The 23658-nt window shown below is 25.8% G+C and carries 25 protein-coding genes, 5 tRNA genes and 2 pseudogenes; 15 read left to right on the top strand and 17 right to left on the bottom strand.

Going from position 1 to position 23658, the window contains the following annotated elements:
* Positions 1-238 precede the first annotated feature (238 nt).
* From AAHM82_RS09580 to AAHM82_RS09555, 6 genes are all read right to left on the bottom strand, one after another.
* Positions 239-1198 carry an IS1/IS1595 family N-terminal zinc-binding domain-containing protein gene (locus AAHM82_RS09580; protein WP_342263783.1) on the bottom strand — a complete coding sequence of 320 codons (960 nt, stop codon included), beginning with the start codon at positions 1196-1198 and terminating at the stop codon, positions 239-241.
* Positions 1199-1366: 168 nt separating this feature from the next.
* Positions 1367-1442: transfer RNA gene (locus AAHM82_RS09575), tRNA-Phe, on the bottom strand.
* Positions 1443-1446: 4 nt separating this feature from the next.
* A tRNA-Asp gene (locus AAHM82_RS09570) sits at positions 1447-1523 on the bottom strand.
* Between the two features lie 3 nt (positions 1524-1526).
* A tRNA-Met gene (locus AAHM82_RS09565) sits at positions 1527-1603 on the bottom strand.
* 24 nt (positions 1604-1627) lie between these two features.
* A tRNA-Ser gene (locus AAHM82_RS09560) sits at positions 1628-1720 on the bottom strand.
* A 17-nt stretch (positions 1721-1737) separates the two neighbouring features.
* Positions 1738-1814: transfer RNA gene (locus AAHM82_RS09555), tRNA-Ile, on the bottom strand.
* Between the two features lie 356 nt (positions 1815-2170).
* Here AAHM82_RS09555 and AAHM82_RS09550 point away from each other — a divergent pair.
* The 7 genes from AAHM82_RS09550 (at position 2171) to AAHM82_RS09530 (ending at position 6638) form a co-directional block, all read left to right on the top strand.
* On the top strand, positions 2171-3148 hold the full coding sequence (locus tag AAHM82_RS09550; protein ID WP_342263782.1) for an IS1/IS1595 family N-terminal zinc-binding domain-containing protein: 978 nt from the start codon (positions 2171-2173) through the stop codon (positions 3146-3148).
* Between the two features lie 43 nt (positions 3149-3191).
* On the top strand, positions 3192-3632 hold the full coding sequence (locus tag AAHM82_RS14435; RefSeq protein ID WP_425288976.1) for a helix-turn-helix domain-containing protein: 441 nt from the start codon (positions 3192-3194) through the stop codon (positions 3630-3632).
* Positions 3629-4021, top strand: coding sequence for a transposase family protein (locus AAHM82_RS14430; RefSeq protein ID WP_425289022.1), 393 nt, complete (start codon positions 3629-3631; stop codon positions 4019-4021). The genes AAHM82_RS14435 and AAHM82_RS14430 overlap by 4 nt, the downstream gene beginning before the upstream one ends.
* 114 nt (positions 4022-4135) lie before the next feature.
* Positions 4136-4576 carry a transposase family protein gene (locus AAHM82_RS14425; RefSeq protein ID WP_342263396.1) on the top strand — a complete coding sequence of 147 codons (441 nt, stop codon included), beginning with the start codon at positions 4136-4138 and terminating at the stop codon, positions 4574-4576.
* Positions 4573-4965, top strand: coding sequence for a transposase family protein (locus AAHM82_RS14420; protein ID WP_342264845.1), 393 nt, complete (start codon positions 4573-4575; stop codon positions 4963-4965). The genes AAHM82_RS14425 and AAHM82_RS14420 overlap by 4 nt, the downstream gene beginning before the upstream one ends.
* Positions 4966-5580: 615 nt before the next feature.
* Entirely contained in the window at positions 5581-5859 is a 279-nt protein-coding gene (locus AAHM82_RS09535; protein ID WP_342263780.1) for a transposase, read from the top strand.
* Between the two features lie 32 nt (positions 5860-5891).
* Positions 5892-6638, top strand: a complete 747-nt coding sequence (locus AAHM82_RS09530; protein ID WP_342263779.1) for an IS3 family transposase — start codon at positions 5892-5894, stop codon at positions 6636-6638.
* A gap of 16 nt (positions 6639-6654) precedes the next feature.
* Here AAHM82_RS09530 and AAHM82_RS09525 read toward each other — a convergent pair whose 3' ends face one another.
* Together AAHM82_RS09525 and AAHM82_RS09520 are read right to left on the bottom strand one after the other, a co-directional pair.
* Entirely contained in the window at positions 6655-7830 is a 1176-nt protein-coding gene (locus AAHM82_RS09525; protein ID WP_342263778.1) for an IS256 family transposase, read from the bottom strand.
* Positions 7831-8117: 287 nt separating this feature from the next.
* Positions 8118-9065 (bottom strand): annotated as a pseudogene (locus AAHM82_RS09520) (IS256 family transposase); the annotation flags it as partial.
* A gap of 47 nt (positions 9066-9112) precedes the next feature.
* On the opposite strand from AAHM82_RS09520, the pseudogene AAHM82_RS14415 reads away from it, so the two are divergent.
* From AAHM82_RS14415 to AAHM82_RS14405, 3 genes and pseudogenes are all read left to right on the top strand, one after another.
* Positions 9113-9301 (top strand): annotated as a pseudogene (locus tag AAHM82_RS14415) (hypothetical protein); the annotation flags it as partial.
* Between the two features lie 68 nt (positions 9302-9369).
* Entirely contained in the window at positions 9370-9810 is a 441-nt protein-coding gene (locus tag AAHM82_RS14410) for a transposase family protein (RefSeq protein ID WP_342263396.1), read from the top strand.
* A complete protein-coding gene (locus AAHM82_RS14405; protein ID WP_342264845.1) occupies positions 9807-10199 on the top strand; it encodes a transposase family protein in 393 nt (130 codons plus the stop codon). The genes AAHM82_RS14410 and AAHM82_RS14405 overlap by 4 nt, the downstream gene beginning before the upstream one ends.
* A gap of 169 nt (positions 10200-10368) precedes the next feature.
* On the opposite strand, the gene AAHM82_RS09510 is transcribed toward AAHM82_RS14405, so the two are convergent.
* Positions 10369-10632 carry a transposase family protein gene (locus tag AAHM82_RS09510; protein WP_342263776.1) on the bottom strand — a complete coding sequence of 88 codons (264 nt, stop codon included), beginning with the start codon at positions 10630-10632 and terminating at the stop codon, positions 10369-10371.
* A gap of 354 nt (positions 10633-10986) precedes the next feature.
* Here AAHM82_RS09510 and AAHM82_RS09505 point away from each other — a divergent pair, with 354 nt between their 5' ends.
* Both AAHM82_RS09505 and AAHM82_RS09500 read left to right on the top strand, forming a co-directional pair.
* Positions 10987-11412, top strand: coding sequence for a hypothetical protein (locus tag AAHM82_RS09505; protein ID WP_342263775.1), 426 nt, complete (start codon positions 10987-10989; stop codon positions 11410-11412).
* A 69-nt stretch (positions 11413-11481) separates the two neighbouring features.
* On the top strand, positions 11482-12564 hold the full coding sequence (locus AAHM82_RS09500) for an integrase core domain-containing protein (RefSeq protein WP_342263774.1): 1083 nt from the start codon (positions 11482-11484) through the stop codon (positions 12562-12564).
* Between the two features lie 89 nt (positions 12565-12653).
* Here the strand turns inward: AAHM82_RS09500 and AAHM82_RS09495 are convergent, their stop codons facing one another.
* Positions 12654-12890 (bottom strand): hypothetical protein, encoded by a 237-nt coding sequence (locus AAHM82_RS09495; protein ID WP_342263773.1) that lies wholly within the window; start codon positions 12888-12890, stop codon positions 12654-12656.
* 317 nt (positions 12891-13207) lie between these two features.
* On the opposite strand from AAHM82_RS09495, the gene AAHM82_RS09490 reads away from it, so the two are divergent.
* Complete coding sequence (locus tag AAHM82_RS09490; RefSeq protein WP_342263772.1) at positions 13208-13390, top strand: hypothetical protein; 183 nt, start codon at positions 13208-13210, stop codon at positions 13388-13390.
* 354 nt (positions 13391-13744) lie between these two features.
* On the opposite strand, the gene AAHM82_RS09485 is transcribed toward AAHM82_RS09490, so the two are convergent.
* Positions 13745-14857 carry an integrase core domain-containing protein gene (locus AAHM82_RS09485; RefSeq protein ID WP_342263771.1) on the bottom strand — a complete coding sequence of 371 codons (1113 nt, stop codon included), beginning with the start codon at positions 14855-14857 and terminating at the stop codon, positions 13745-13747.
* Between the two features lie 73 nt (positions 14858-14930).
* On the opposite strand from AAHM82_RS09485, the gene AAHM82_RS09480 reads away from it, so the two are divergent.
* Positions 14931-16601 carry a hypothetical protein gene (locus tag AAHM82_RS09480; protein WP_342263770.1) on the top strand — a complete coding sequence of 557 codons (1671 nt, stop codon included), beginning with the start codon at positions 14931-14933 and terminating at the stop codon, positions 16599-16601.
* A 196-nt stretch (positions 16602-16797) separates the two neighbouring features.
* Here AAHM82_RS09480 and AAHM82_RS09475 read toward each other — a convergent pair whose 3' ends face one another.
* Positions 16798-17310 carry a Panacea domain-containing protein gene (locus AAHM82_RS09475; RefSeq protein WP_342263769.1) on the bottom strand — a complete coding sequence of 171 codons (513 nt, stop codon included), beginning with the start codon at positions 17308-17310 and terminating at the stop codon, positions 16798-16800.
* Positions 17311-18300: 990 nt separating this feature from the next.
* Here AAHM82_RS09475 and AAHM82_RS09470 point away from each other — a divergent pair.
* On the top strand, positions 18301-18582 hold the full coding sequence (locus tag AAHM82_RS09470; protein ID WP_342263768.1) for a hypothetical protein: 282 nt from the start codon (positions 18301-18303) through the stop codon (positions 18580-18582).
* Between the two features lie 36 nt (positions 18583-18618).
* Here AAHM82_RS09470 and AAHM82_RS09465 read toward each other — a convergent pair whose 3' ends face one another.
* From AAHM82_RS09465 to AAHM82_RS09445, 5 genes are read right to left on the bottom strand one after another with little or no spacing between them, the layout of a single operon-like run.
* Positions 18619-20640: a hypothetical protein gene (locus AAHM82_RS09465; protein ID WP_342263767.1), complete on the bottom strand. Its 2022-nt coding sequence runs from the start codon at positions 20638-20640 to the stop codon at positions 18619-18621.
* Positions 20621-21883, bottom strand: coding sequence for a hypothetical protein (locus AAHM82_RS09460; protein ID WP_342263766.1), 1263 nt, complete (start codon positions 21881-21883; stop codon positions 20621-20623). Before AAHM82_RS09460 ends, AAHM82_RS09465 begins: the two co-directional genes overlap by 20 nt.
* Positions 21883-22023, bottom strand: coding sequence for a hypothetical protein (locus tag AAHM82_RS09455; protein ID WP_342262365.1), 141 nt, complete (start codon positions 22021-22023; stop codon positions 21883-21885). The genes AAHM82_RS09460 and AAHM82_RS09455 overlap by 1 nt, the downstream gene beginning before the upstream one ends.
* Entirely contained in the window at positions 22016-22288 is a 273-nt protein-coding gene (locus AAHM82_RS09450; RefSeq protein WP_342262364.1) for a hypothetical protein, read from the bottom strand. The genes AAHM82_RS09455 and AAHM82_RS09450 overlap by 8 nt, the downstream gene beginning before the upstream one ends.
* Positions 22289-22306: 18 nt before the next feature.
* Positions 22307-23656 carry a hypothetical protein gene (locus AAHM82_RS09445; protein ID WP_342263765.1) on the bottom strand — a complete coding sequence of 450 codons (1350 nt, stop codon included), beginning with the start codon at positions 23654-23656 and terminating at the stop codon, positions 22307-22309.
* Between the last annotated feature and the right edge of the window lie 2 nt (positions 23657-23658).

Genomic DNA, 23658 nt, shown 5'->3' with positions numbered 1-23658 from the left:
TTATCATAATATTCATCAAAAAAATGTTTTAATTTTAATAATACAAAATATGGTATTATGAAATCAATTAAGAGAAGCATAGTCTAATAACTGTGTGTGATTTACAATTACAAAAACTACTTAAATTAAATTTATTTTTTTAATTTTGTCGAAAACTCTTGATAAAATAAAAAAAATCATCAACTTGATAATTTTAAAAGGCTTTTATGTAAAATTACTATTTTTACTTTAACTTTTTTTATACATTAAAATATAATACCGCTGTTTGTTGGTTTGGAGTTAAACCCTTATGTTGGTATTTTCATTTTCAGAAATTTAAATAATTTTGAATATTAGTAAAACCTAAACCATGATAATGAATTAAGGCTTCTTTAAGACTAGATTGTAATTTACTGATTTTATTTAAGTTACGATAACTAGCTTCAGGATTAATTGTTGTTTTAGTTACACATAAAGTAGAATTTGTTTGTTTTGCTACTAAAAAATATAATTTTTGCATATCAGAAGTAATAATTGAATTTTCGTTAATTAATTCTTTGTTCATATTTTCAATAACTCATTGTTTTTGTAAACGTTTGGTGTTTGTGGATTTAACATAAATATTGTTATTATTATCAATTGCCATTTGAATACAGCATTTAGTATTAGTTGCGAATGGGTCAAGGTGAATTCTTCGTGGATCAGTTTTATATTTGAAATTTCCTTTATGGATTTCTTTAATAAATGTTTCATCGATTTGGATTTTACCAGATAATTTTTTAAATTTTAATTGGGTATTTTCTAATTGTTTTGATTTCATTAATTTTTGACGATTATATCAAGCAGTTTTTAATGTAGTTTTAATAAAACGAGAAATTGTTTTACTAGATTGCCCCAGCAATGAAATTTGAATCAATAAATTTCATTGTTCATAATTTAAATGACTTCAATAAATAAAATGATTACGAAAAGTGTCAAAACTTGCACGGCAATTTTTACATAAATATTTTTGTTTTCCTTCTGAATTATGTCCATTTTTAACGCAATGGTAAGATTCACATTTAGGGCATTTAATACCTTGCGCTCTAAATTTTTGATCAATTTCATTTAAACGTTTTTGTTTTTTTATTAATTCTGCTTGTTGTTTGACTTTTTCATAAAATTCTAAAAATTGATCATCTGTTAAAGTATTTACTAGTTCTTGAATTATTTTTTCCATAATTATTATCCACCTCTATCATATTAAAAATATACCTAAAATTAAGTATATTCAATAAATATCAAGAGTTTTCGACAAAATTAAAAATTTATTTTAGGTTCCTTCAACTATTTTAACTATTTTAAAAAAGTCTATTAATACCTTTTAAAATTTTAATTCATAGTCTAATGGTGGTTCGAGGCGGAATCGAACCGCCGACACCTTGAGCTTCAATCAAGTGCTCTACCGACTGAGCTACCGAACCCTACTGGCGGTCCCGAAGGGAATTGAACCCTCGATCTCCTCTGTGACAGAGAGGCATGTTAAACCACTACACCACGGGACCAATTGGTTGCGGGAGGAGGATTTGAACCTCCGACCTTCAGGTTATGAGCCTGACGAGCTACCAGACTGCTCTATCCCGCGATATGTTTCGTTAATAATTATTAATGGCGGAGGTGAAGGGATTCGAACCCCTGCGAGTTTTTATACTCCTTGCGGTTTTCAAGACCGCCCCCTTCAACCAGGCTTGGGTACACCTCCATAAAATAATACCATAATGGTGGACCCTGTAGGGCTCGAACCTACGGCCATCCGGTTATGAGCCGGATGCTCTAACCAACTGAGCTAAGGGTCCAATAGTAAAACTAACTTATATTTAATTGGTTGTTTAAATGCATAAAATTGTCACTAATCCTAAACAAAATAAATTATAATAAAAATAATGCAAGTTTGCAAGCAATAAACCAAGATAGGTCGCGTTTAGTTTTCTTAGGTATTGCTTTGAAGAAGTAAAACAATCAGCTATATATTATTTAATTACTAAACTAACCCTGCCTTTCTTGTTATTGTCATTTTTACTCTTTTTTATTTTATCATATTATTGAATTTTTACACAATAAAAAATTTTTAATTTTGTCGAAAACTCTTGATATTTATTGAATATACTTAATTTTAGGTATATTTTTAATATGATAGAGGTGGATAATAATTATGGAAAAAATAATTCAAGAACTAGTAAATACTTTAACAGATGATCAATTTTTAGAATTTTATGAAAAAGTCAAACAACAAGCAGAATTAATAAAAAAACAAAAACGTTTAAATGAAATTGATCAAAAATTTAGAGCGCAAGGTATTAAATGCCCTAAATGTGAATCTTACCATTGCGTTAAAAATGGACATAATTCAGAAGGAAAACAAAAATGTTTATGTAAAAATTGCCGTGCAAGTTTTGACGCTTTTCGTAATCATTTTATTTATTGAAGTCATTTAAATTATGAACAATGAAATTTATTGATTCAAATTTCATTGCTGGGGCAATCTAGTAAAACAATTTCTCGTTTTATTAAAACTACATTAAAAACTGCTTGATATAATCGTCAAAAATTAATGAAATCAAAACAATTAGAAAATACCCAATTAAAATTTAAAAAATTATCTGGTAAAATCCAAATCGATGAAACATTTATTAAAGAAATCCACAAAGGAAATTTCAAATATAAAACTGATCCACGAAGAATTCACCTTGACCCATTCGCAACTAATACTAAATGCTGTATTCAAATGGCAATTGATAATAATAACAATATTTATGTTAAATCCACAAACACCAAACGTTTACAAAAACAATGAGTTATTGAAAATATGAACAAAGAATTAATTAACGAAAATTCAATTATTACTTCTGATATGCAAAAATTATATTTTTTAGTAGCAAAACAAACAAATTCTACTTTATGTGTAACTAAAACAACAATTAATCCTGAAGCTAGTTATCGTAACTTAAATAAAATCAGTAAATTACAATCTAGTCTTAAAGAAGCCTTAATTCATTATCATGGTTTAGGTTTTACTAATATTCAAAATTATTTAAATCTCTGAAAATGAAAATACCAACATAAGGGTTTAACTCCAAACCAACAAACAGCGGTATTATATTTTAATAGACTTCTTGCAAAATTAATTTAAAATATAATTGAATTGTTGTTTTTAATAAAAAGGTGGAATTTAAATGAAATTTAAAAAAAATAATCAAATAAGTGATAAAAATTTTTTAAAATTAACTGGTATTAAACATACTACTTTTAATAAAATGCTAGAAATTTTAAAAATAGAAGAATTAAAAAAGAGATTTCGTCGCGGAAGAACCAATAAATTATCATTAGAAAATCGTATTTTAATGACTTTAGAATATTGAAGAGAATATAGAACTTATTTTCATATTGCAAAAAGTTATGATATTAGTGAAAGTAGTTGTTATAGAAATATCAAATGAATTGAAGACACTTTAATAAAACACCCTAATTTTCAACAACTTACTGGTCAAAAATCACTATTAAAAGATTATTTCAAAGATAAGACTGTTATAATTGATGTAACTGAAAGCCAAATCCAACGCCCAAAAAAAGACAAAAACAGCACTACTCAGGAAAAAAGAAAAAACACACAATAAAAACACAAGTTATAATTGAAAAAGATAGTAAAAAAATTATTAGTTCTGATTTTTCTTATGGTAAAAACCATGACTTTAAAATTTTAAAAGATTCAAAAATTAAATTTTTACCAGAAACAACTGTTTTAGTGGATTTAGGTTATCAAGGCATACAAAAAATTAATCATAATGTTTTAATTCCTAAAAAAAAATCAAAGAAAAACCCTTTAAATAAAGAAGAAAAGCAAAATAATGAGCGAATTTCAAAAATGAGAATTGTTATTGAAAATGTTTTTGCTATACTTAAAAAATTTAAAATTATTAGTGAAAAATATCGAAATCGTAGAAAAAGATTTGCTTTAAGATTTAATTTAATAGCTTCAATTTATAATTTACAACTATTAGTTTAAATATATTTGATAATTTAAAATTTCAGTCTTTTTTTATTGTAAATAATAGACTTCTTGCAAAATTAATTTAAAATATAATTGAATTGTTGTTTTTAATAAAAAGGTGGAATTTAAATGAAATTTAAAAAAAATAATCAAATAAGTGATAAAAATTTTTTAAGATTAACTGGTATTAAACATACTACTTTTAATAAAATGCTAGAAATTTTAAAAATAGAAGAATTAAAAAAGAGATTTCGTCGCGGAAGAACCAATAAATTATCATTAGAAAATCGTATTTTAATGACTTTAGAATATTGAAGAGAATATAGAACTTATTTTCATATTGCAAAAAGTTATGATATTAGTGAAAGTAGTTGTTATAGAAATATCAAATGAATTGAAGACACTTTAATAAAACACCCTAATTTTCAACAACTTACTGGTCAAAAATCACTATTAAAAGATTATTTCAAAGATAAGACTGTTATAATTGATGTAACTGAAAGCCAAATCCAACGCCCAAAAAAAGACAAAAACAGCACTACTCAGGAAAAAAGAAAAAACACACAATAAAAACACAAGTTATAATTGAAAAAGATAGTAAAAAAATTATTAGTTCTGATTTTTCTTATGGTAAAAACCATGACTTTAAAATTTTAAAAGATTCAAAAATTAAATTTTTACCAGAAACAACTGTTTTAGTGGATTTAGGTTATCAAGGCATACAAAAAATTAATCATAATGTTTTAATTCCTAAAAGAAAATCAAAGAAAAACCCTTTAAATAAAGAAGAAAAGCAAAATAATGAGCGAATTTCAAAAATGAGAATTGTTATTGAAAATGTTTTTGCTATACTTAAAAAATTTAAAATTATTAGTGAAAAATATCGAAATCGTAGAAAAAGATTTGCTTTAAGATTTAATTTAATAGCTTCAATTTATAATTTACAACTATTAGTTTAAATATATTTGATAATTTAAAATTTCAGTCTTTTTTTATTGTAAATAATAATTTTTATTATGTTTTAATGACAAAATATTTGTAAAAATAATCTAAAAATTATTTTAATAACACTTTTATATTTATTTTAAATTTAAAAATTATAATTATCATATTAATTTTGCAAGAAGTCTAATAATTTTTATTATGTTTTAATGACAAAATATTTGTAAAAATAATCTAAAAATTATTTTAATAACACTTTTATATTTATTTTAAATTTAAAAATTATAATTATCATATTAATTTTGCAAGAAGTCTAATATATAAAAAAGTTAAAGTAAAAATAGTAATTTTACATAAAAGCCTTTTAAAATTATCAAGTTGATGATTTTTTTTATTTTATCAAGAGTTTTCGACAAAATTAAAATAAAAAATTATTAATTTTATTATTTTTAAATTTTAACTAATACTTACTTAAATCTATTATATTTATTTGTTACAGCATTACCTTTATAATTAATTCAACTATCATCATTTTTATTATTATATTTATTTCATAATGAATGGATAGGCTACAATAAATTGGACCATAATTATATAGACTTCAAAATTATTAAGAAAGAAGGAATATAAAAATGGGAAATAAAACCTCATACTCTGAAGAATTTAAAAAACAAATTGTAATGCTATACAAAAATGGCAAAAGTGTTATTAATTTAGGGAAAGAATATAATTTACCAAAACCAACTATTTATAGTTGAGTTAAAAATTATAATAATTCTGGGTCATTTAAAGCAAAAGATAATCGCACTGTCGAAGAAAATGAATTAATTTACTTGCGAAAAGAAAACCAACAATTACGAATGGAAAATGACATTTTAAAGCAAGCAGCACTGATAATCGGCAAAAAATAACAATAATTAATAACAACAAAACTAAATATTCAGTGAGGAAAATATGTAAGATTTTAGGTTTACTAAAATCAACATATTATTATCAAACTAATAAATGCACTAAGTTTGATATTAATAATTATGAACAAGAAGTTATCAGTGCATTTAATAAAAGTCGTAAGATTTATGGTGCTCGTAAAATTAAAGCTGTTTTAATAAGAAAAAATATCATCTTATCACGACGAAAAATCCGATTCATTATGATCAAAAATAATTTGGTTTCTAAATACACCAAATTAAAATATCGTAATCATGAAAAAACAGTTAATAATGACCAAATTAATAATGTTTTAAATCGTCAATTTAATGACCAAAAACCCAATGAAGTTGTTGTTAGTGATTTAACATATGTTCAAGTTGGTACTAAATGACATTATATTTGTTTATTAATTGACTTGTTTAATCGCGAAGTAATTGGCTATAGTGCTGGACCAAATAAAACTGCTGAACTAGTTCAACAAGCTTTTCACAAGATAACACGACCATTAAATAAAATAACTTTATTTCATACTGATCGTGGTAATGAATTCAAAAATAAAATCATTGATGAAATTTTAATAACCTTTAAAATTCAAAGATCATTAAGTACCAAAGGATGCCCGTATGATAATGCTGTTGCTGAAGCAACTTACAAAACCTTTAAAACTGAATTTATTAACGGTAAAAAATTTGCAAACTTAACACAATTAAAATGCGAACTATTTGATTTTGTTAATTGATATAAGGGACTGTACAATTAACTGTGTCTTTAAGTAATTAACTTAAATTCACTCTGTCCTCAAATTTTATCATTAAATGTGAAATTGCACTACCCCAATTTTGAATTGGCATCGTTCATTTCTTAACCATATTTTGAAATGCTAAATAAAATATTTTAAAAACTGATGCGTCATTAGGAAAAATCTTTTTATTCTTAATGACTTTTCTTAGTTGACTATTAACAGATTCAATCGCATTAGTTGTGTAAATAATCCTTCTAAATTCTTGAGGATATTCAAGAAAAATTATTAAATTATTTCAGTTATTTTTTCATGATTTAGTAATTTGTGGATACTTTTTATTTCATTTTTCAGAAAAATGATCTAAAGCAACTAGCGCTATTTCTTCATTAATTGCTGTATAAATTGATTTTAAATCATTAGCTACAAGTTTGCGATCTTTGTAAGGGACAAATTTTAAACTATTACGAATTTGATGAACAATGCATAATTGGTGCTGTGTTTTTGGGAACACAGCTTCTATTGCATCAGACATTCCAGTTAAATTATCGCTACAAGCAACAAGAATATCTTGTAAGCCACGATTTTTCATTTCCGTAAGATTATTAAGTCAAAATTTGGCGCCCTCATTCTCGCTAATTCACATTCCTAAAATATCTTTTAAACCATCTAAATTAATTCCTAAGGCAAGATAAACTGCTTTATTTATTATTCGTTTATCTTGCTTTACTTTAACAACAATACAATCAAAATAAACAATCGGATAAATCTTCTCTAAAGGTTTAGTTTGTCACATTTTAACTTCTTCAATAACATCATCAGTTATTTGACTAATTAAACTTTCTGAAATTTCTGCTCCGTGATAGAATTCTTGCAATTGTGCTTTGATATCAGAAATTGTCATTCCTCTTGCATATAAAGAAATTACTTTTTGATCAAAGTTATCAAATCTTCTTTGTCTTTTCGGAATAATTACTGGTTCAAAAGTACTATTTCGATCTCTTGGTACATCAATTGCGATTGAACCATTTTTAGTAATAATGGTTTTTTGTGTGTTGCCATTTCTTTTATTATGATTCTCATCAGTTTCAAGATAATCTTTAATTTCCGTATTTAACATTCGTTCAGTTAATTTTTTGGTAAATTCCTGAAAAATAGTATTGCCAATTACAGAAGTAATGCAAATTTTACAAAAATATAGTTTATTACCCAATGAAATTATTATAGATAAAAACAATGATAAAATAACATTTAACGGTGAAGCATTTTTTTCATCAGAAAGAGAAGGGCCAGTAAGAACGAATACAGTTACTACTATAGTATAAGGTTTTATAAAAACGATATTAGCTATTTAAAACAATAACTTTAATTGAAACAAGCACAACAAGTTTAAATTCCTTGTAAAAATAAAAAATGTTCAAACCAGTAATTAACTAAAATTACTGGTTTTTATTCTGACAAAATAGAAGGGACTGTACAATTAACTGTGTCTTTAAGTAATTAACTTAAATTCACTCTGTCCTCAAATTTTATCATTAAATGTGAAATTGCACTACCCCAATTTTGAATTGGCATCGTTCATTTCTTAACCATATTTTGAAATGCTAAATAAAATATTTTAAAAACTGATGCGTCATTAGGAAAAATCTTTTTATTCTTAATGACTTTTCTTAGTTGACTATTAACAGATTCAATCGCATTAGTTGTGTAAATAATCCTTCTAAATTCTTGAAGATATTCAAGAAAAATTATTAAATTATTTCAGTTATTTTTTCATGATTTAGTAATTTGTGGATACTTTTTATTTCATTTTTCAGAAAAATGATCTAAAGCAACTAGCGCTATTTCTTCATTAATTGCTGTATAAATTGATTTTAAATCATTAGCTACAAGTTTGCGATCTTTGTAAGGGACAAATTTTAAACTATTACGAATTTGATGAACAATGCATAATTGGTGCTGTGTTTTTGGGAACACAGCTTCTATTGCATCAGACATTCCAGTTAAATTATCGCTACAAGCAACAAGAATATCTTGTAAGCCACGATTTTTCATTTCCGTAAGATTATTAAGTCAAAATTTGGCGCCCTCATTCTCGCTAATTCACATTCCTAAAATATCTTTTAAACCATCTAAATTAATTCCTAAGGCAAGATAAACTGCTTTATTTATTATTCGTTTATCTTGCTTTACTTTAACAACAATACAATCAAAATAAACAATCGGATAAATCTTCTCTAAAGGTTTAGTTTGTCACATTTTAACTTCTTCAATAACATCATCAGTTATTTGACTAATTAAACTTTCTGAAATTTCTGCTCCGTGATAGAATTCTTGCAATTGTGCTTTGATATCAGAAATTGTCATTCCTCTTGCATATAAAGAAATTACTTTTTGATCAAAGTTATCAAATCTTCTTTGTCTTTTCGGAATAATTACTGGTTCAAAAGTAGGGCCTGTCCAAAATTCTGTGTCTTGATAATTCATTCTGAATTATACTTAAAAGAAGGAGAACAGAAAATGACAAAAAAAAAATAAAAAAAGAACCTGACGCAATTGATAAAGTTGTTGATTATTTTTTAGAAAATATTGATAATCCACAAGATTTATTTAAAGGCAATACTATTTTTCAGGAATTTACCAAAAAATTAACTGAACGAATGTTAAATACGGAAATTAAAGATTAGACTTCTTGCAAAATTAATTTAAAATATAATTGAATTGTTGTTTTTAATAAAAAGGTGGAATTTAAATGAAATTTAAAAAAAATAATCAAATAAGTGATAAAAATTTTTTAAGATTAACTGGTATTAAACATACTACTTTTAATAAAATGCTAGAAATTTTAAAAATAGAAGAATTAAAAAAGAGATTTCGTCGCGGAAGAACCAATAAATTATCATTAGAAAATCGTATTTTAATGACTTTAGAATATTGAAGAGAATATAGAACTTATTTTCATATTGCAAAAAGTTATGATATTAGTGAAAGTAGTTGTTATAGAAATATCAAATGAATTGAAGACACTTTAATAAAACACCCTAATTTTCAACAACTTACTGGTCAAAAATCACTATTAAAAGATTATTTCAAAGATAAGACTGTTATAATTGATGTAACTGAAAGCCAAATCCAACGCCCAAAAAAAGACAAAAACAGCACTACTCAGGAAAAAAGAAAAAACACACAATAAAAACACAAGTTATAATTGAAAAAGATAGTAAAAAAATTATTAGTTCTGATTTTTCTTATGGTAAAAACCATGACTTTAAAATTTTAAAAGATTCAAAAATTAAATTTTTACCAGAAACAACTGTTTTAGTGGATTTAGGTTATCAAGGCATACAAAAAATTAATCATAATGTTTTAATTCCTAAAAGAAAATCAAAGAAAAACCCTTTAAATAAAGAAGAAAAGCAAAATAATGAGCGAATTTCAAAAATGAGAATTGTTATTGAAAATGTTTTTGCTATACTTAAAAAATTTAAAATTATTAGTGAAAAATATCGAAATCGTAGAAAAAGATTTGCTTTAAGATTTAATTTAATAGCTTCAATTTATAATTTACAACTATTAGTTTAAATATATTTGATAATTTAAAATTTCAGTCTTTTTTTATTGTAAATAATAATTTTTATTATGTTTTAATGACAAAATATTTGTAAAAATAATCTAAAAATTATTTTAATAACACTTTTATATTTATTTTAAATTTAAAAATTATAATTATCATATTAATTTTGCAAGAAGTCTATTTGATATTTCTATAACAACTACTTTCACTAATATCATAACTTTTTGCAATATGAAAATAAGTTCTATATTCTCTTCAATATTCTAAAGTCATTAAAATACGATTTTCTAATGATAATTTATTGGTTCTTCCGCGACGAAATCTCTTTTTTAATTCTTCTATTTTTAAAATTTCTAGCATTTTATTAAAAGTAGTATGTTTAATACCAGTTAATCTTAAAAAATTTTTATCACTTATTTGATTATTTTTTTTAAATTTCATTTAAATTCCACCTTTTTATTAAAAACAACAATTCAATTATATTTTAAATTAATTTTGCAAGAAGTCTAGTGTAATATCTTGTGGTATTCAGCACGCTTCTGTTAATGTATTAAATTGATTACTTGGTCTTTCTGGAATTAATCTTTTAATTCGCCCTCTTGCTGATATTGCCAAAACAACAATTAATTTTACCAAAACTGCCTTTCCGGTGTTTGAAGTTATTCCAGCATTTCAGATGTTATTTGAATTTGTAGTACCATTAGCAATTTTGTTAATGATATTAAAAAAGTTTTCTTAAATGTTTCTAATATTTTTATATAAAATATAATTCCTTTGAAAGGAGGATTTTTATTTATGTGAAAATTTTTATCAGCTTTAAATTTAGTATGTATAATGTTTATTTCGGGATGTAGTAAAAATAGTAATATTTTAAATAAATATGATTTAAAGTTTGCTAGTATTCAAAATAGTTATGTTTTTAAATGGCCGTCTCTTGGTTTTGTTTGAAATACTGATGATAAATTAGATGATTTGCCTCAAGATGTTTCTGCTCTTACAATCCCTGAAGGTGGTAGTATGTCAGGTTATGTTTTTAATTTTTATAAAAAAAATATGACTAAAATTATCAATGTTAATGGTGAATACGATAAATATTATATTGATAAAATTGTTAATGTAAAAATTACAATTTTAAAAGCTTCAGCTTTGGACAGATATGATAGGCGTGCTGGTTATATAATTACCTCATTTTCTGCCGAAATACCTAATAAAAAAAATTAGTAATTTAATAAATATTTTTGAAAATCGTATTTTTTGTAATGCGATTTTCTTAATTTAAGGAGTTTTAAAATGAAATATATTATTCCCCAAGCTGATTTAGCGGATTTAAAAGCAAAAATCCAAAGTTGACTAAGTGCTAATTGCCGTAATCCTTATTACTATAAAACTAAAAAACGCATTACTGCTTATTTAAATTTATGTACTTATTTCTATATTGAAGAAATAACTTTAACAAAACTTATTAAAAAATATTTTAAGAATGCAACGAAAACCTTTTATCGTTGGGCGAAAAAAATTATGACCGCTTATTATTCTGACAATTTAGATTTGTTATTGTTTAAAACTACAAAACCACAAAATCTTAATTATCAATATAGTTTAAATTCTCGTGAAAAAGTATGTGATTTATATTTTGATTACAAAAATCTTCAAGCTGGCGGAATGTGGTCTTTATTTAACAATTTAAAAATTGGTTTTCATGATGTTAAAAATTCAGAAGTTCCGAAAAATATCAAAACTTTTTATCGCTGAATTAAATCCGACCCTCGTTGAAAAGAATTAAAACAACAAATCAAACAAACAAAACGCCATTTTAAGCGTTATGAAGTCTCCGAGATTGGTCTTTTACAAATGGATGCTAAAATCTTTACCACATCAAATTTTCCGGTTGATAAAAAATATTATATTTATGATTTTATTGATGAAAAAACACGGATAGTATTTGGTTATGTTTATGATAGTTTAGGAACTAACAATGCCATTAATGCCGTGCAAAGGGTAATGAAAGATTTTGGTGAACTTGGCATAAATATTAAACGCCTTCGTACTGACAACGCTCCTGAGTTCACCACTACTAATTGAAGCAATAAAAAAGCATACAAAATAAAAGAAAGGGCTTTTGCAACCTTTCTTTCAAAAAATGGAATCATTCACGAGACCACACCAATTCGTTCGCCTCAATCCAACGGGAAGATTGAACGATTCCATCAGCATTATACAAAATTATTTTATGTTAAGAACAAAAAACTAAATCAAAATGAACTTCAACATTATTTAAACAAATATTATTACTTTTATAACTTTGAACGCCCACATTCATCTTTAAACACTAAAACTCCATTTCAAACATTACAAAAATTTTTAACAAAGTAATTTTTATAATTAAAATATTTAACTTGTTGTCGCGGTTACCGTTAAAATAAATGTTTCTAAAAGACTTAATAGTTTTCATAATTTATTTTTTATTTTTCTAAATCACAAATTGCTCCTAATGAATTAATAGCTTTTGAAATTAATTTTCCAAAATTAGGAATATATTCAGCACCTTTTGAAATGAAACTACTACCTTTACTACATTTTTCTAAATTTTCATCATCATATAAATCATATTTAATTTTATTTAGGTCGCGTTTAGTTTTCTTAGGTATTTTTTTAAAAAGAAAAAATAATCATTTACTATAAATTATTTCAATATGCAAATTAAGTATATATTTCTTATGTATGATTTTTGTTGTAAAAAATTATTTTAATGTTAGTTTTATAAGCATTTTAATTAGTTTTTATAACCTTTTATTAAGATTATGTTTGTTAATATTAAATATTTTGTTTTATTTCTTATTTTTCAAATAAAAAGGTAATCAATTTTTAGGTGCTTTTCTTTCAAAATTATTTAAACCTTTGCCTACCTAACAAAACTTTATGCGTCCGTGATGTATCACATTTAGTAAAACAACAATTAGGCTATGGGGCAAAAATATATAATCATAAGAATTTAAATAACCTATTACATTTAAGAATGGCAAATTTAAACAAATTAAATGTATTACATCATATTAATGAAAATATTAATTCAGAAATAGAAATCAGAAAAGAAATATATAAAAATTCATTATGAAATAAATATAATAATAAAAATGATGATAGTTGAATTAATTATAAAGGTAATGCTGTAACAAATAAATATAATACATTTAAGTAAGTAAAAATATTAGTTAAAATTTAATAATAATTAATAATTTTTTATTGTGTAAAAATTCAATAATATGATAAAATAAAAAAGAATAAAAATGACAATAACAAGAAAGGTAGGGTTAGTTTAGTAATTAAATAATATAATTAGCTGATTGTTTTACTTCTTCAAAGCAATACCTAAGAAAACTAAACGTGTAAATCACACACAGTTATTAGACTATGCTTCTCTTAATTGATTTAATAATACCATATTTTGTATTATTAAAATTAAAAAATTAATTTTATCCACAATAAAAAATATTTAATTCAAAATTAACCAAATTAAAACATTTTTCACGAGTTTCTATTATTTTTTAAATAATTATTTTGCAATAATAAATTTATTTAAAGTTTCAAATGGAGTTTTGTAATTCAAACTTTTATGTTTTCGCTTGAAATTATAAAATGCGTACCACTCATTCAAATGAATTTGTAATTGTTTAACATCAAATTTTGTTTTAAAACCACATTTTTTAAATCAAAATAAACTAGTATAATTACGGTGAAACCGTTCAATTTTTCCGTTGCTCTGAGGAGAACGGATTGGTGTGGTTTCATGGATAATTCCATTTTTTGAAAGAAAGGTTGTAAAAGGCCTTTCTTTTACTTTGTACGATTTTTTATTACTTCAGTTAGTAGTAGTAAATTCAGGAGCATTGTCAGTACGAAGGCGTTTAATGGTTATGCCAAGTTCACTAAAATCTTTCATTGCTCTTTGCATGGCATTAATGGCATTATTGGTTCCTAAACTATCATACACATATCCAAAAGCAATTCTTGTTATTTCGTCAATGAAATCATAAACATATAATCTATGCTTAGCAATAGGAAAATTTTTATCAGTAAACACTTTAGCATCCATTTGCAGTAGTCCAATATCTGAAACTTCATAACGCTTAAAATGGCGTTTTGCTTTTTTCATTTGCGTTTTTATTTCTCCATAGCGTTTGTCTTGTTTAATTCAACGATAAAAAGTATTAATTGATTTGGGGACATTATTTGTATCGATATCATGCACATTTTTTTGATGAATATTATGATAAAGCGATAATACACCGCCCGCACCTACAAATTTGTAATCAAAGTAATAATCACAAATTTGTTTTCTGGTTTCTAATGAAAATTGATATTTAATATTTTTTGGTGTTGTTGATTTGAATTGCAATTCATAAAAGTTGTCTTGATAATAACCATTAATAATTTTTTTAGCTCAAATATAAAATGTCATTTTACTACCACGAAAATATTTTTTAATCAATTTATTTACAGATATGTTATCTGTATTATTCATATATAAGTTGGTACATAAATTGAGATATTTACTTACTCATTTTTTTACTTTATGATAATATTTTTCATGATAAATCGTAGTCATTCAAGATTGTAATTTAGCTTTTAAATCTGCTAAATCATTTTTAGGTACAATATACTTCATTTTCTATTTCCTTTTTTATTTTTTCTATATCAAACACATAAAACAGTTAATATTCATAGATAATATTAGTATAATGAAAAAAATAACTAATTACTCACAATTAAATAAAAAATATGACTTAAATTTTAGTGACAATAACTTTGGTTTTACTTGAGAAATCTTTAAGGAACTAGTTGGCGATGATTGGGCAGAATATTTTACAACGAGGTGTTTTTATAGATTTGTACCTACTGCTAGAATGACCTTTAAAACTTGAAACTGTTTAGCTTGAGATTTATGAATTTGTTGTAACTTTACAGATACATCCGCTCAAGAAGTACGACGCTATGAAAATACACATCCTGAAACAACAATTGCTGATTTACATAATTTATGTCAATATTTAGAAGAAAAGTATGGCGTTCAAATTGGACCTGAGCACTCTAAGGTGACCGGAATAGTTTGAAAATTGAATAAAGAGGGCGGAGAAATAATTTTTCCTTCCAATCAACGAATAACTTTTATTGGTTATGCCAACGGTAATAGAATTTTTGGAACAGCTGTAAAAGGTTCTAGTTTTTTGTGTTCACGAACTGACGAAATAATTATGGCAGAAGAAAAAGAAACTTTGAGTGATAAACAATTAATTTATAGATATGAGCGTTTACAAATGTCAATGTTTCGTAGCAATCGGATTAAAGTTTCTGACAAATCCATAAAAGAACTTTCTTGAACCTTTGTTGATAAAATGACAGGACAACAAGAAACTCGTTACTTATGAAAAAGTTTTTTTGTCGCGTTCACTTGCAACCCCTATGATAAATATCACCCATTTTATAAAAAATACTGTACGCCATTTTTACCATTAAACGACAAGATAATGAATTTATTAAAAGAAACTGGTAAAGTTTGATACGAAAATGAAAAAGAATTTGAAGGTTTAGGAATTTTTGTTTTAAGACTAACATTAGACTCTACTTGAAATAAATTGCCAGAAATTTCAAGAAAAAAAGTAAACCAACTTAAAAAAGATAACCCCGATGAATATGCTATTGTAAAATATGGTTTTGAGTACTCAGACAGTGATAGTACTATCTTTCCGTTTCGAAAACATTTAAAATATACGCAAAAATACGATTTAAAAGATTTTTATGTTGCCACTATTGATATGTATAAATTTGATTTTTATAGTATCGGGATTGATTGAGCAACTGGGCCAATCGATCATACTGTGCTAAAATTTTGGGGATTTCAAGAATATAAAAAAACTGAACTTTACGATCCATATTTAATATGTGAGATTGTTATAACTCCCGAAGATAATTTTTCTGAAAATGAAAAAATTAGTCATCTTATAGAAGAAATCATGACTTTAAGAGCAAATTTTTATAATTTTGCTGATGTTATTTTTAATTATGATGATAAAGCAAAAACCGCTATGGAATGAATTAAAACAAAACTAATTGAAGATTATAGTTTTAACATTCGTACCAGCACAGCCATTAAGCACACAACACCATTAACCAAAGAAGCCGGTTTAACAGATCGCGTTATTTGAATGCGTAATTTGTTTGGATTTGGTAATTGTCATATAAATTTACAGAATAATCCTTTTACTGCCAAATGCTACGAAGAATTACGATATGATGAAAAACGCACTAATGTTCCTGACCCAAAAATGTATCTTGATCCTTATGATGCAGACTTTTATGCATTATATCCAAATAGAGTTTATATAAGAGGCAAACAAAAAGGCTATCGTTAACGATAGCCTTTTTAGCCCAAGAGGTTCTGAGTTTACACCGCAGTTAGATTCTTTCATGTAATCAACTTGTTCTAGGTCTTCCATGTATATAATACCATATTTCAAATTATTATCTTTACTATCCATTGGTAAAACCAAATTAAAAATTGAACCCAACTTAAACATATTAATTATTTTAATCTTTCTAAATATAAATCTACAAATACAACTCAGAAAAATGATCTATTGCAATCTTATATTCTTTTTTATAAAAATCAATATAATTTCTAACATCCATTTTATCGTCGTTAATATTTTTTTCACTTTTTTGAAATGCTTCCTTTCAGCATTGATCATAATGTGTTATTTCAAATAGTTCATCAGGGTTTGCGTCTTCAAAAAATAAATAAATATTATCAATAAAACTTTTAATTTCTTTACTTAAATTAATTTCACTTTTTGTATTAAAAATTAAAGGTCTATTATGTTGTTTGTGAATACTTATAATAACAGGTCCATTGTTATAAGCTACTTCTTCATTTACACTAAATAAAGGTTTATTCTTAATTAATAAATGAAAAACTTGTGCTAAATGAAGCAATTTATGAAGCATAAATTCTCCTTTATACATTTCAAAGCCAATTTTTTTAAAAAGTTGTTTTGAGTTAAACAAAGCTGGATTTTTACGAATTAAATATTTTGCCATATCCATAACATTATTATTTTTCACAATTAAGACATCATCTCCTATCATTATTAACTTAATTATACACTATTTTTTAAAAAAACTCTGGGGGGCAAATCAGTTATCTATAAATATAACATATTTTATAAGGATGCTTTTTATTTATTATTTTTACTATCCATTGATAAAACCAAATTAAAAATCCAACCCCGCGTAAACATATTTAATTATTTTAATCTTTAACCAATAATTTAGAAATTGCTTTCATAAACTTATCTTTCTTATTTAACTCTACACCACTTTTAATCATTTCATCACTGTAACTAATTGTTTTTCTTTTCATTTTAATTTCCCTCCTTAAACTTAATTCACAATTATTATAACTTAATTATACACTATTTTTTAAAAAGTAAGACTCGGGCGCATAAAGTTTTGTTAGGTGGGAAAAGGTTTAAATAATTTTGAAAGAAAAGCAACTAAAAATTTATTACCTTTTTATTTGAAAAATAAGTAATAAAACAAAATATTTAATATTAACAAACATAATCTTAATAAAAAGGTTATAAAAACTAAGTAAAATGCTTATAAAAACAACATTAAAATAATTTTTTACAACAAAAATCATACATAAGAAATATATACTTAATTTGCATATTGAAATAATTTATAGCAAATAATTATTTTTTCTTTTTTTAAAAATACCTAAGAAAACTAAACGCGACCGTAAGACTCTGGGAGGGTTGACTTTCACAAAATCTGCGTGTATAATCTAGTTGTTTATTAAATTAAAAAAATTACGGAAGTTCTTTCAATAAAGTCAGGGTCCCCAAGGTCCTGCTAAACGCGGACCCCTAACAGGTTGAAAAGCGGTGCCGAGATTTTTTGTAAACTTAATAAAATTCTAGTATATTGACGCTTCGTTTGTGGAAGCAACCCGACCAGCCGACATTAAATTTCAAAAACAAAACAAGAGAGACCCAGAAAGGTCTCTTTTTAGTCCCGATTAATTAAATTTATTTTTGGAGGAGTTATTAAATGCAAGAACAAAAAAATAAAAGAAAAATAAAAATATGGGGGGGGGTATTTGTGATTACAGGAATAGTAATATCAATAATTTTAGGAATAGTAGCTTATAGCAGAAGTAACAAATACTTTCTAGAATCTGATGGTGAAATAGTCTATTGTGGAAGTACAATATGAATGAAACTACATGGTAGAGATACTAGTCAAGAAAATATTGAATTAATATGTAAATATAACCCCCCCCCCGATTTTAAAAAATGAAATGGCAAATATCATAAAAATTACTTTAAATAAAATAATATACTAAAAAGAAGGTTTTTAACCTTCTTTTTAAATTTCTAAATTAATGTATGAATCAGATTTGTTATTAAATAAATAAATATTCATTATTTCTACATATCCATTATTTGTTTCAAATTTAAAATTATATTGACCTTGTCCAAAAATAGCAGATAATTCCAATCGCTTGAAATTACTTATTTCTTTTTCTAAAAGAAATTTACATTGCTTAGTAATGTCAAGTTTATTTATTTCTTTAAATCACCTAAAATTACTTAATAACGCCTCTAATCCCTTTCCATAAATATTTATAACACTACTTAATTGTGTTTTTTCAACAATACAATTTACAAAATTTTTACCATAATTTCCATCCGCTAATTTTATATCTTTTGGCAGTAAACTAGGGATGTCGTTTGGTTCTAAATTATTAATTAATGGCAGTCAATTAAACTGGTTACTATTCAATTTAAATAATTGATTTTGCGATATATCATTATTAACTAATTGAATATTATTATTATCAAAATTAAAGTACTCTGATTTTAAAACAACTTCTACATCTTTGAATTTATAATATCCATCATCAAGCAACGGAACTGAAATGAGCTCAAAATAATAAGGCAATAATAGTTTGTAATCATCATTTAAGCCAATATTTATTGACAATTCAGAAAGGATGTATTCAGAAAGCATCATAATAATTTGTTTAAATATTTGTACTGAAGGATGTTTTATTAACTTAGGGTTTTCAAATTTTCAGTCCTCAAAAAGATTAGTAATAACTACTTCGGGTTTTTGACCAACAAATTTATTTTCTTTCAATTTTGCAATATCATCTAATGGAGTATTATTTTTATCATATGTTGCATATTTAAAATTTGTTCGGTAGTTATATGTATAATCTAACATGTCTAATAAAACTTTTTGAAGACTATCAATTTTAAAAATTTCTTTAAATTCTAATTCCACTCTATCATAATTCTTGGTTAAATTATATGAGGTAGCGTCTAGACAACTTGGCTTAAGTCCGCCAATAGCACCAGGTAGAGTGATTGTTTCATTTAAAATAATATTTTCTTTTAATAAATCCACGGGTAGGCAACCAACGGGTACACTCTGATATTTTTGTGTATTTCTAGTAATATGCATTGATGTTACTCTTGCATCAATAAAAACTTTTTTTCTTGATTCTGTTCCGCCACCAACCGTAATCAAATCTAAAGCACTTTTCTCGTTAAAAAACAATTTTGCTTTTTCTCATGCTAAAACTTGACTAGACATTCATTGTTGCAATATTCTAACTTTTGGCTCAGTTTCAATCGGCATTGATAGCATTGGTAACATAACCTTGTCATTTTCTATAAATAATCGTGGATAACCCGCCACGCCGTTTACTTCCCCGATTAATTTAATATTTCCAAATAAAGCTTGCCGTGGAAATTTAATAGTAATTGCTTTAACCTTTGTATCTTCGGGCAATTGTTTTTGAATACGAACAATAATGGGATTAGAACCACGAACTTTAAAATCTTGCACCCGTACTAAAACTGTTTCCTTGGTTACCTTAATTGATTTTGGGGCATAGCGTTCGGTGTAAGAATTTATAATATACAATTCATCCAAATTATTTTCGTTTGCCGGTTCACCAATAGAAACAACATGAAGATTAAATTTGCCGTATAAACTTTCATCTTGAAAAATTATAGTCTTGGCATCGACCATAGTATATTCAACACTATTATCTTGAATATTAGTAGCATTGCGAGCATCTAATTCTAAATTAAAGTCACTAACTTCATAAGCAATCGTTTTTTTAACTTCTAACGGGTCAATAAAGCCAATTTTAACAACATTGGGAGAAAAGTATAAATTAGGTTTATTTGTGTTTTTAATCAGGTTATTTAAAGGGTAAATATATAATTCGCGTTTTCTTGTTTCGTTATAAATTGTATGCAAGTCAGGGTCTGATTGTTCGGTGTAATTTGCAAAGTCCAGTGGAGTATTATCAATTGCATAATCACGATATTTTGTTTCATTTTCTTGACTTGGTTTAGTCTTCCAATCCGCCATTTTCTTGTCCTTTCATATCAATATTATTAATTTCTTTACCAATTGTGGTCGTTACATTCAAATTGACTTTGATTGTCATTTTTTCAAGTTCTTTTGAAATAAAACTGTTACCATTCAAGTCGCGGTCAAATTTAAGTAGTAAGTAAATAAAGTTTGCATGGGCTTCTTCTCGTAATAATAATTTTTGCTCGAGCATATTGTTAGTTTGAATATTAACCGCAGAACTTTCTTGACGAGTTTGTTGAGCCCCTTTATGAATTGCAGGTACATGCATTCCAATCCGTTTATTAATCTCGGTCACATTTCAATCATATAAATAAGTTAATTCTTTTCCTCTAAATTGACCATTAATAGTAGAAAAGGGTATTGGATTTTGTGCTTGATCATAATTCATGACTAAAACATGATTTTTAATAAAATCATCAATAATCTTATTTACATTTTTTTGAACATTACCAACAAGTGAATTTGTATTAATAAGAAATCTTGTGGCGTTTAAAATCGCATCTAGAATGCTTTGTTCATAAAAAATATCTAAAGCTTTCAATTTATCTTCAACACCAGCGATGTCAGCACGCTCACTTGGTAAATTAGAAAAAATTGCAATTGGTATGTAATTAATTTCTAAAACTTGGTTAATATTTAATTTTTCATTATTGCGTTGTTTTTCAAAATCATTAACTTTTATTATTGTTTGTTCTAATTTGGAAGTGCCATTATTGTCAACAATTTTTTTGGTGCTTAGTTCATAAATTTCACGCATAATTTTTACTTTGCTGTTTTCTAATTGGTAAGTTTCGTACATGCGTAAATTAAGATTATTTTTCTTATAGTCGTCGTAAAAAATTGTACATTGAATTAAATTTCCCAACACATCATATTCTCGCTCTGCTACTCGTATGGGTTGAAAATTCATAATTCCTTGATTTAAAAAAATTAGAAATGCTGAAATACCAATATCGCTAGCTCGTTTCTCATTAATCCAGTTTTTACTTTGAAAATCATTTTTATAAAGTCATGCCATTATTTTTGGTGATAAATCTTGTTGACTAATATTAATTTCCAACTTCTTAGGAGTTAATGCATTAGCCATAGTGTCGGACACATACGATTTATAATAATCTTCATGACCAAAAGGAGCAAAACCATACATTCGCAAAATTGATTTTTCAATTTCGCGTTTTTTAACTACTACATTATCATCTTTATCACTAAATCATTTTTTAGTAAATCGTAATGGCATTATTTACTTTCCAATTCTTCAACTTGTTTTTTTAAAATTTCAATTTTTTCAGAAATTAATTTCCCCAAAGGTACAAGTCCTAGAGTAATAAAGTTTAAAAAGTAAATTAACATTTTCAATCAAAATAATTTTTTAGCCATTATTTTTAGCTCCTCGTTTTGGTTTGTTAATATTAATCTCGTTTTTATTAGCGTTATTATTTTTGATAGCAATAACCATATCAATCTTATTATTTATAATCATTAATTTAGTATCAATTTTATTTAACGCTTCTTTATTTTCTTGCTCCATTTTTTTCGCCTCCTTTTTTGTTTTTAAAGCCGAGATTATTCCCGTAATGCCAGCCGTTCCACCCAAACCGCCAATAATTGCTGTAAAAATACTTGCTACTGTTTCTGAATTCATATGATACTTTCTCCTCTCTTATTTAATTTTAGCCCCTAGGCCCACATAAATGTGAGCTATTAAACTAGTATTTTGTGGGCGGGTTTCTAAAATATCAGTTTCATTTTTTTCTGTTTCGGCTGAAAAAAATAAATAAATTTCTTCCGGGACCTCTTTTGGTCAAGCATCCAAAATAAGTGAGGACTGCATAACAATGTCAGAATCTTCCGGCATGTGGGGCATTGTGCCCACATTTCACCCTGTTGTTGTAAAAAAATAATTTTTTTTTCATTTGAAAACAAAAGAAGAATTGGGTTTGTCTAATTTCGGAGCCACATAAATCGGATGAATGTGGTGACCGACATTGTCATTTTCTGCGTTTAAAGGATTGTCTTTTTTGTGTCGCACAAAATCGCCCTCGCGAAGGCTAGGCGTCACCAATTGACTGCCGTCGGCAAGAATGACGGTGTATGCCTTTTCTGAAAGTGGCAGTCAACCCTCTTCCAATTTTTTTAATTGAGAAAATCAAGCAATCGCTCCAATTAACGATTTTTGGATATTTTGAAAATTTTGAAAAATCAAATTTAGTTGCTTTTGTAATTTGGCAGAAAAATCAGCTGTTGTAGCGTGCGTATAATCGCCCTCTTGAGGATTAGGTTGTAAAGCATTTGGTGGTAAAGTCCCAATTTGTTTAGGGAAAGATACCGTTAAAGTTTCTGTTTCATGTTCATAATCAGAACTTGCATATTCCTCAATAACTAAATTAGTTACAGGCCCTCTAAGATTAGGATTTTGGGGGCATGTGTAATCCTGACAGCGACTTTGAAAAAATTTTAATTGTTTTTTTAATCGTTCATTTTTTTCTTTTTCTAATAACTTATCAACAACAAATTTACTGTAATACAAACCTAAATCAATCATATTAGCATCAACTGTATTTTCATCATTATAAGGAATTAAAAAATTTTTTAATTCTGTAAAATTAGCTAATGCTTTAACTCTTTGTGGAATCATATCTTGAGTATTATTTGCTAGAGTAGAGGCAATATAACTTGTACTAGAAGTATTCAAATTTTTTGTTGCATCAACAAAAAATTCAACTGGAACTCTGTTAAACACTCAATGCTCAATCAAAATATAAATCATGTCCATAACGGTTTCTTTAATTTCATCAGGAAAAGTAGTAAATTCTCACTTGTTAAAAATAAAGTCAAGATACATGTTGCAATCATTTTGAGCTCTTAAAGCGAAAGTTTTAAATCAATCATCAAAATTAGCAAAATTTAAATCTTTATATTTAGATGGTATAGCATCTAAAGTTCCAGTAAGTGGTTTGATAGTATGATAACCATTAATGGTTATATTTGGTCAAAGTTCTTTTAAGAGCATTT

It is taken from the genome of Spiroplasma endosymbiont of Clivina fossor, from assembly GCF_964031115.1.
Taxonomy (GTDB): Bacteria; Bacillota_I; Bacilli_A; order Mycoplasmatales; family Nriv7; genus Nriv7.
This window is presented reverse-complemented; position numbering and strand designations above follow the sequence as displayed.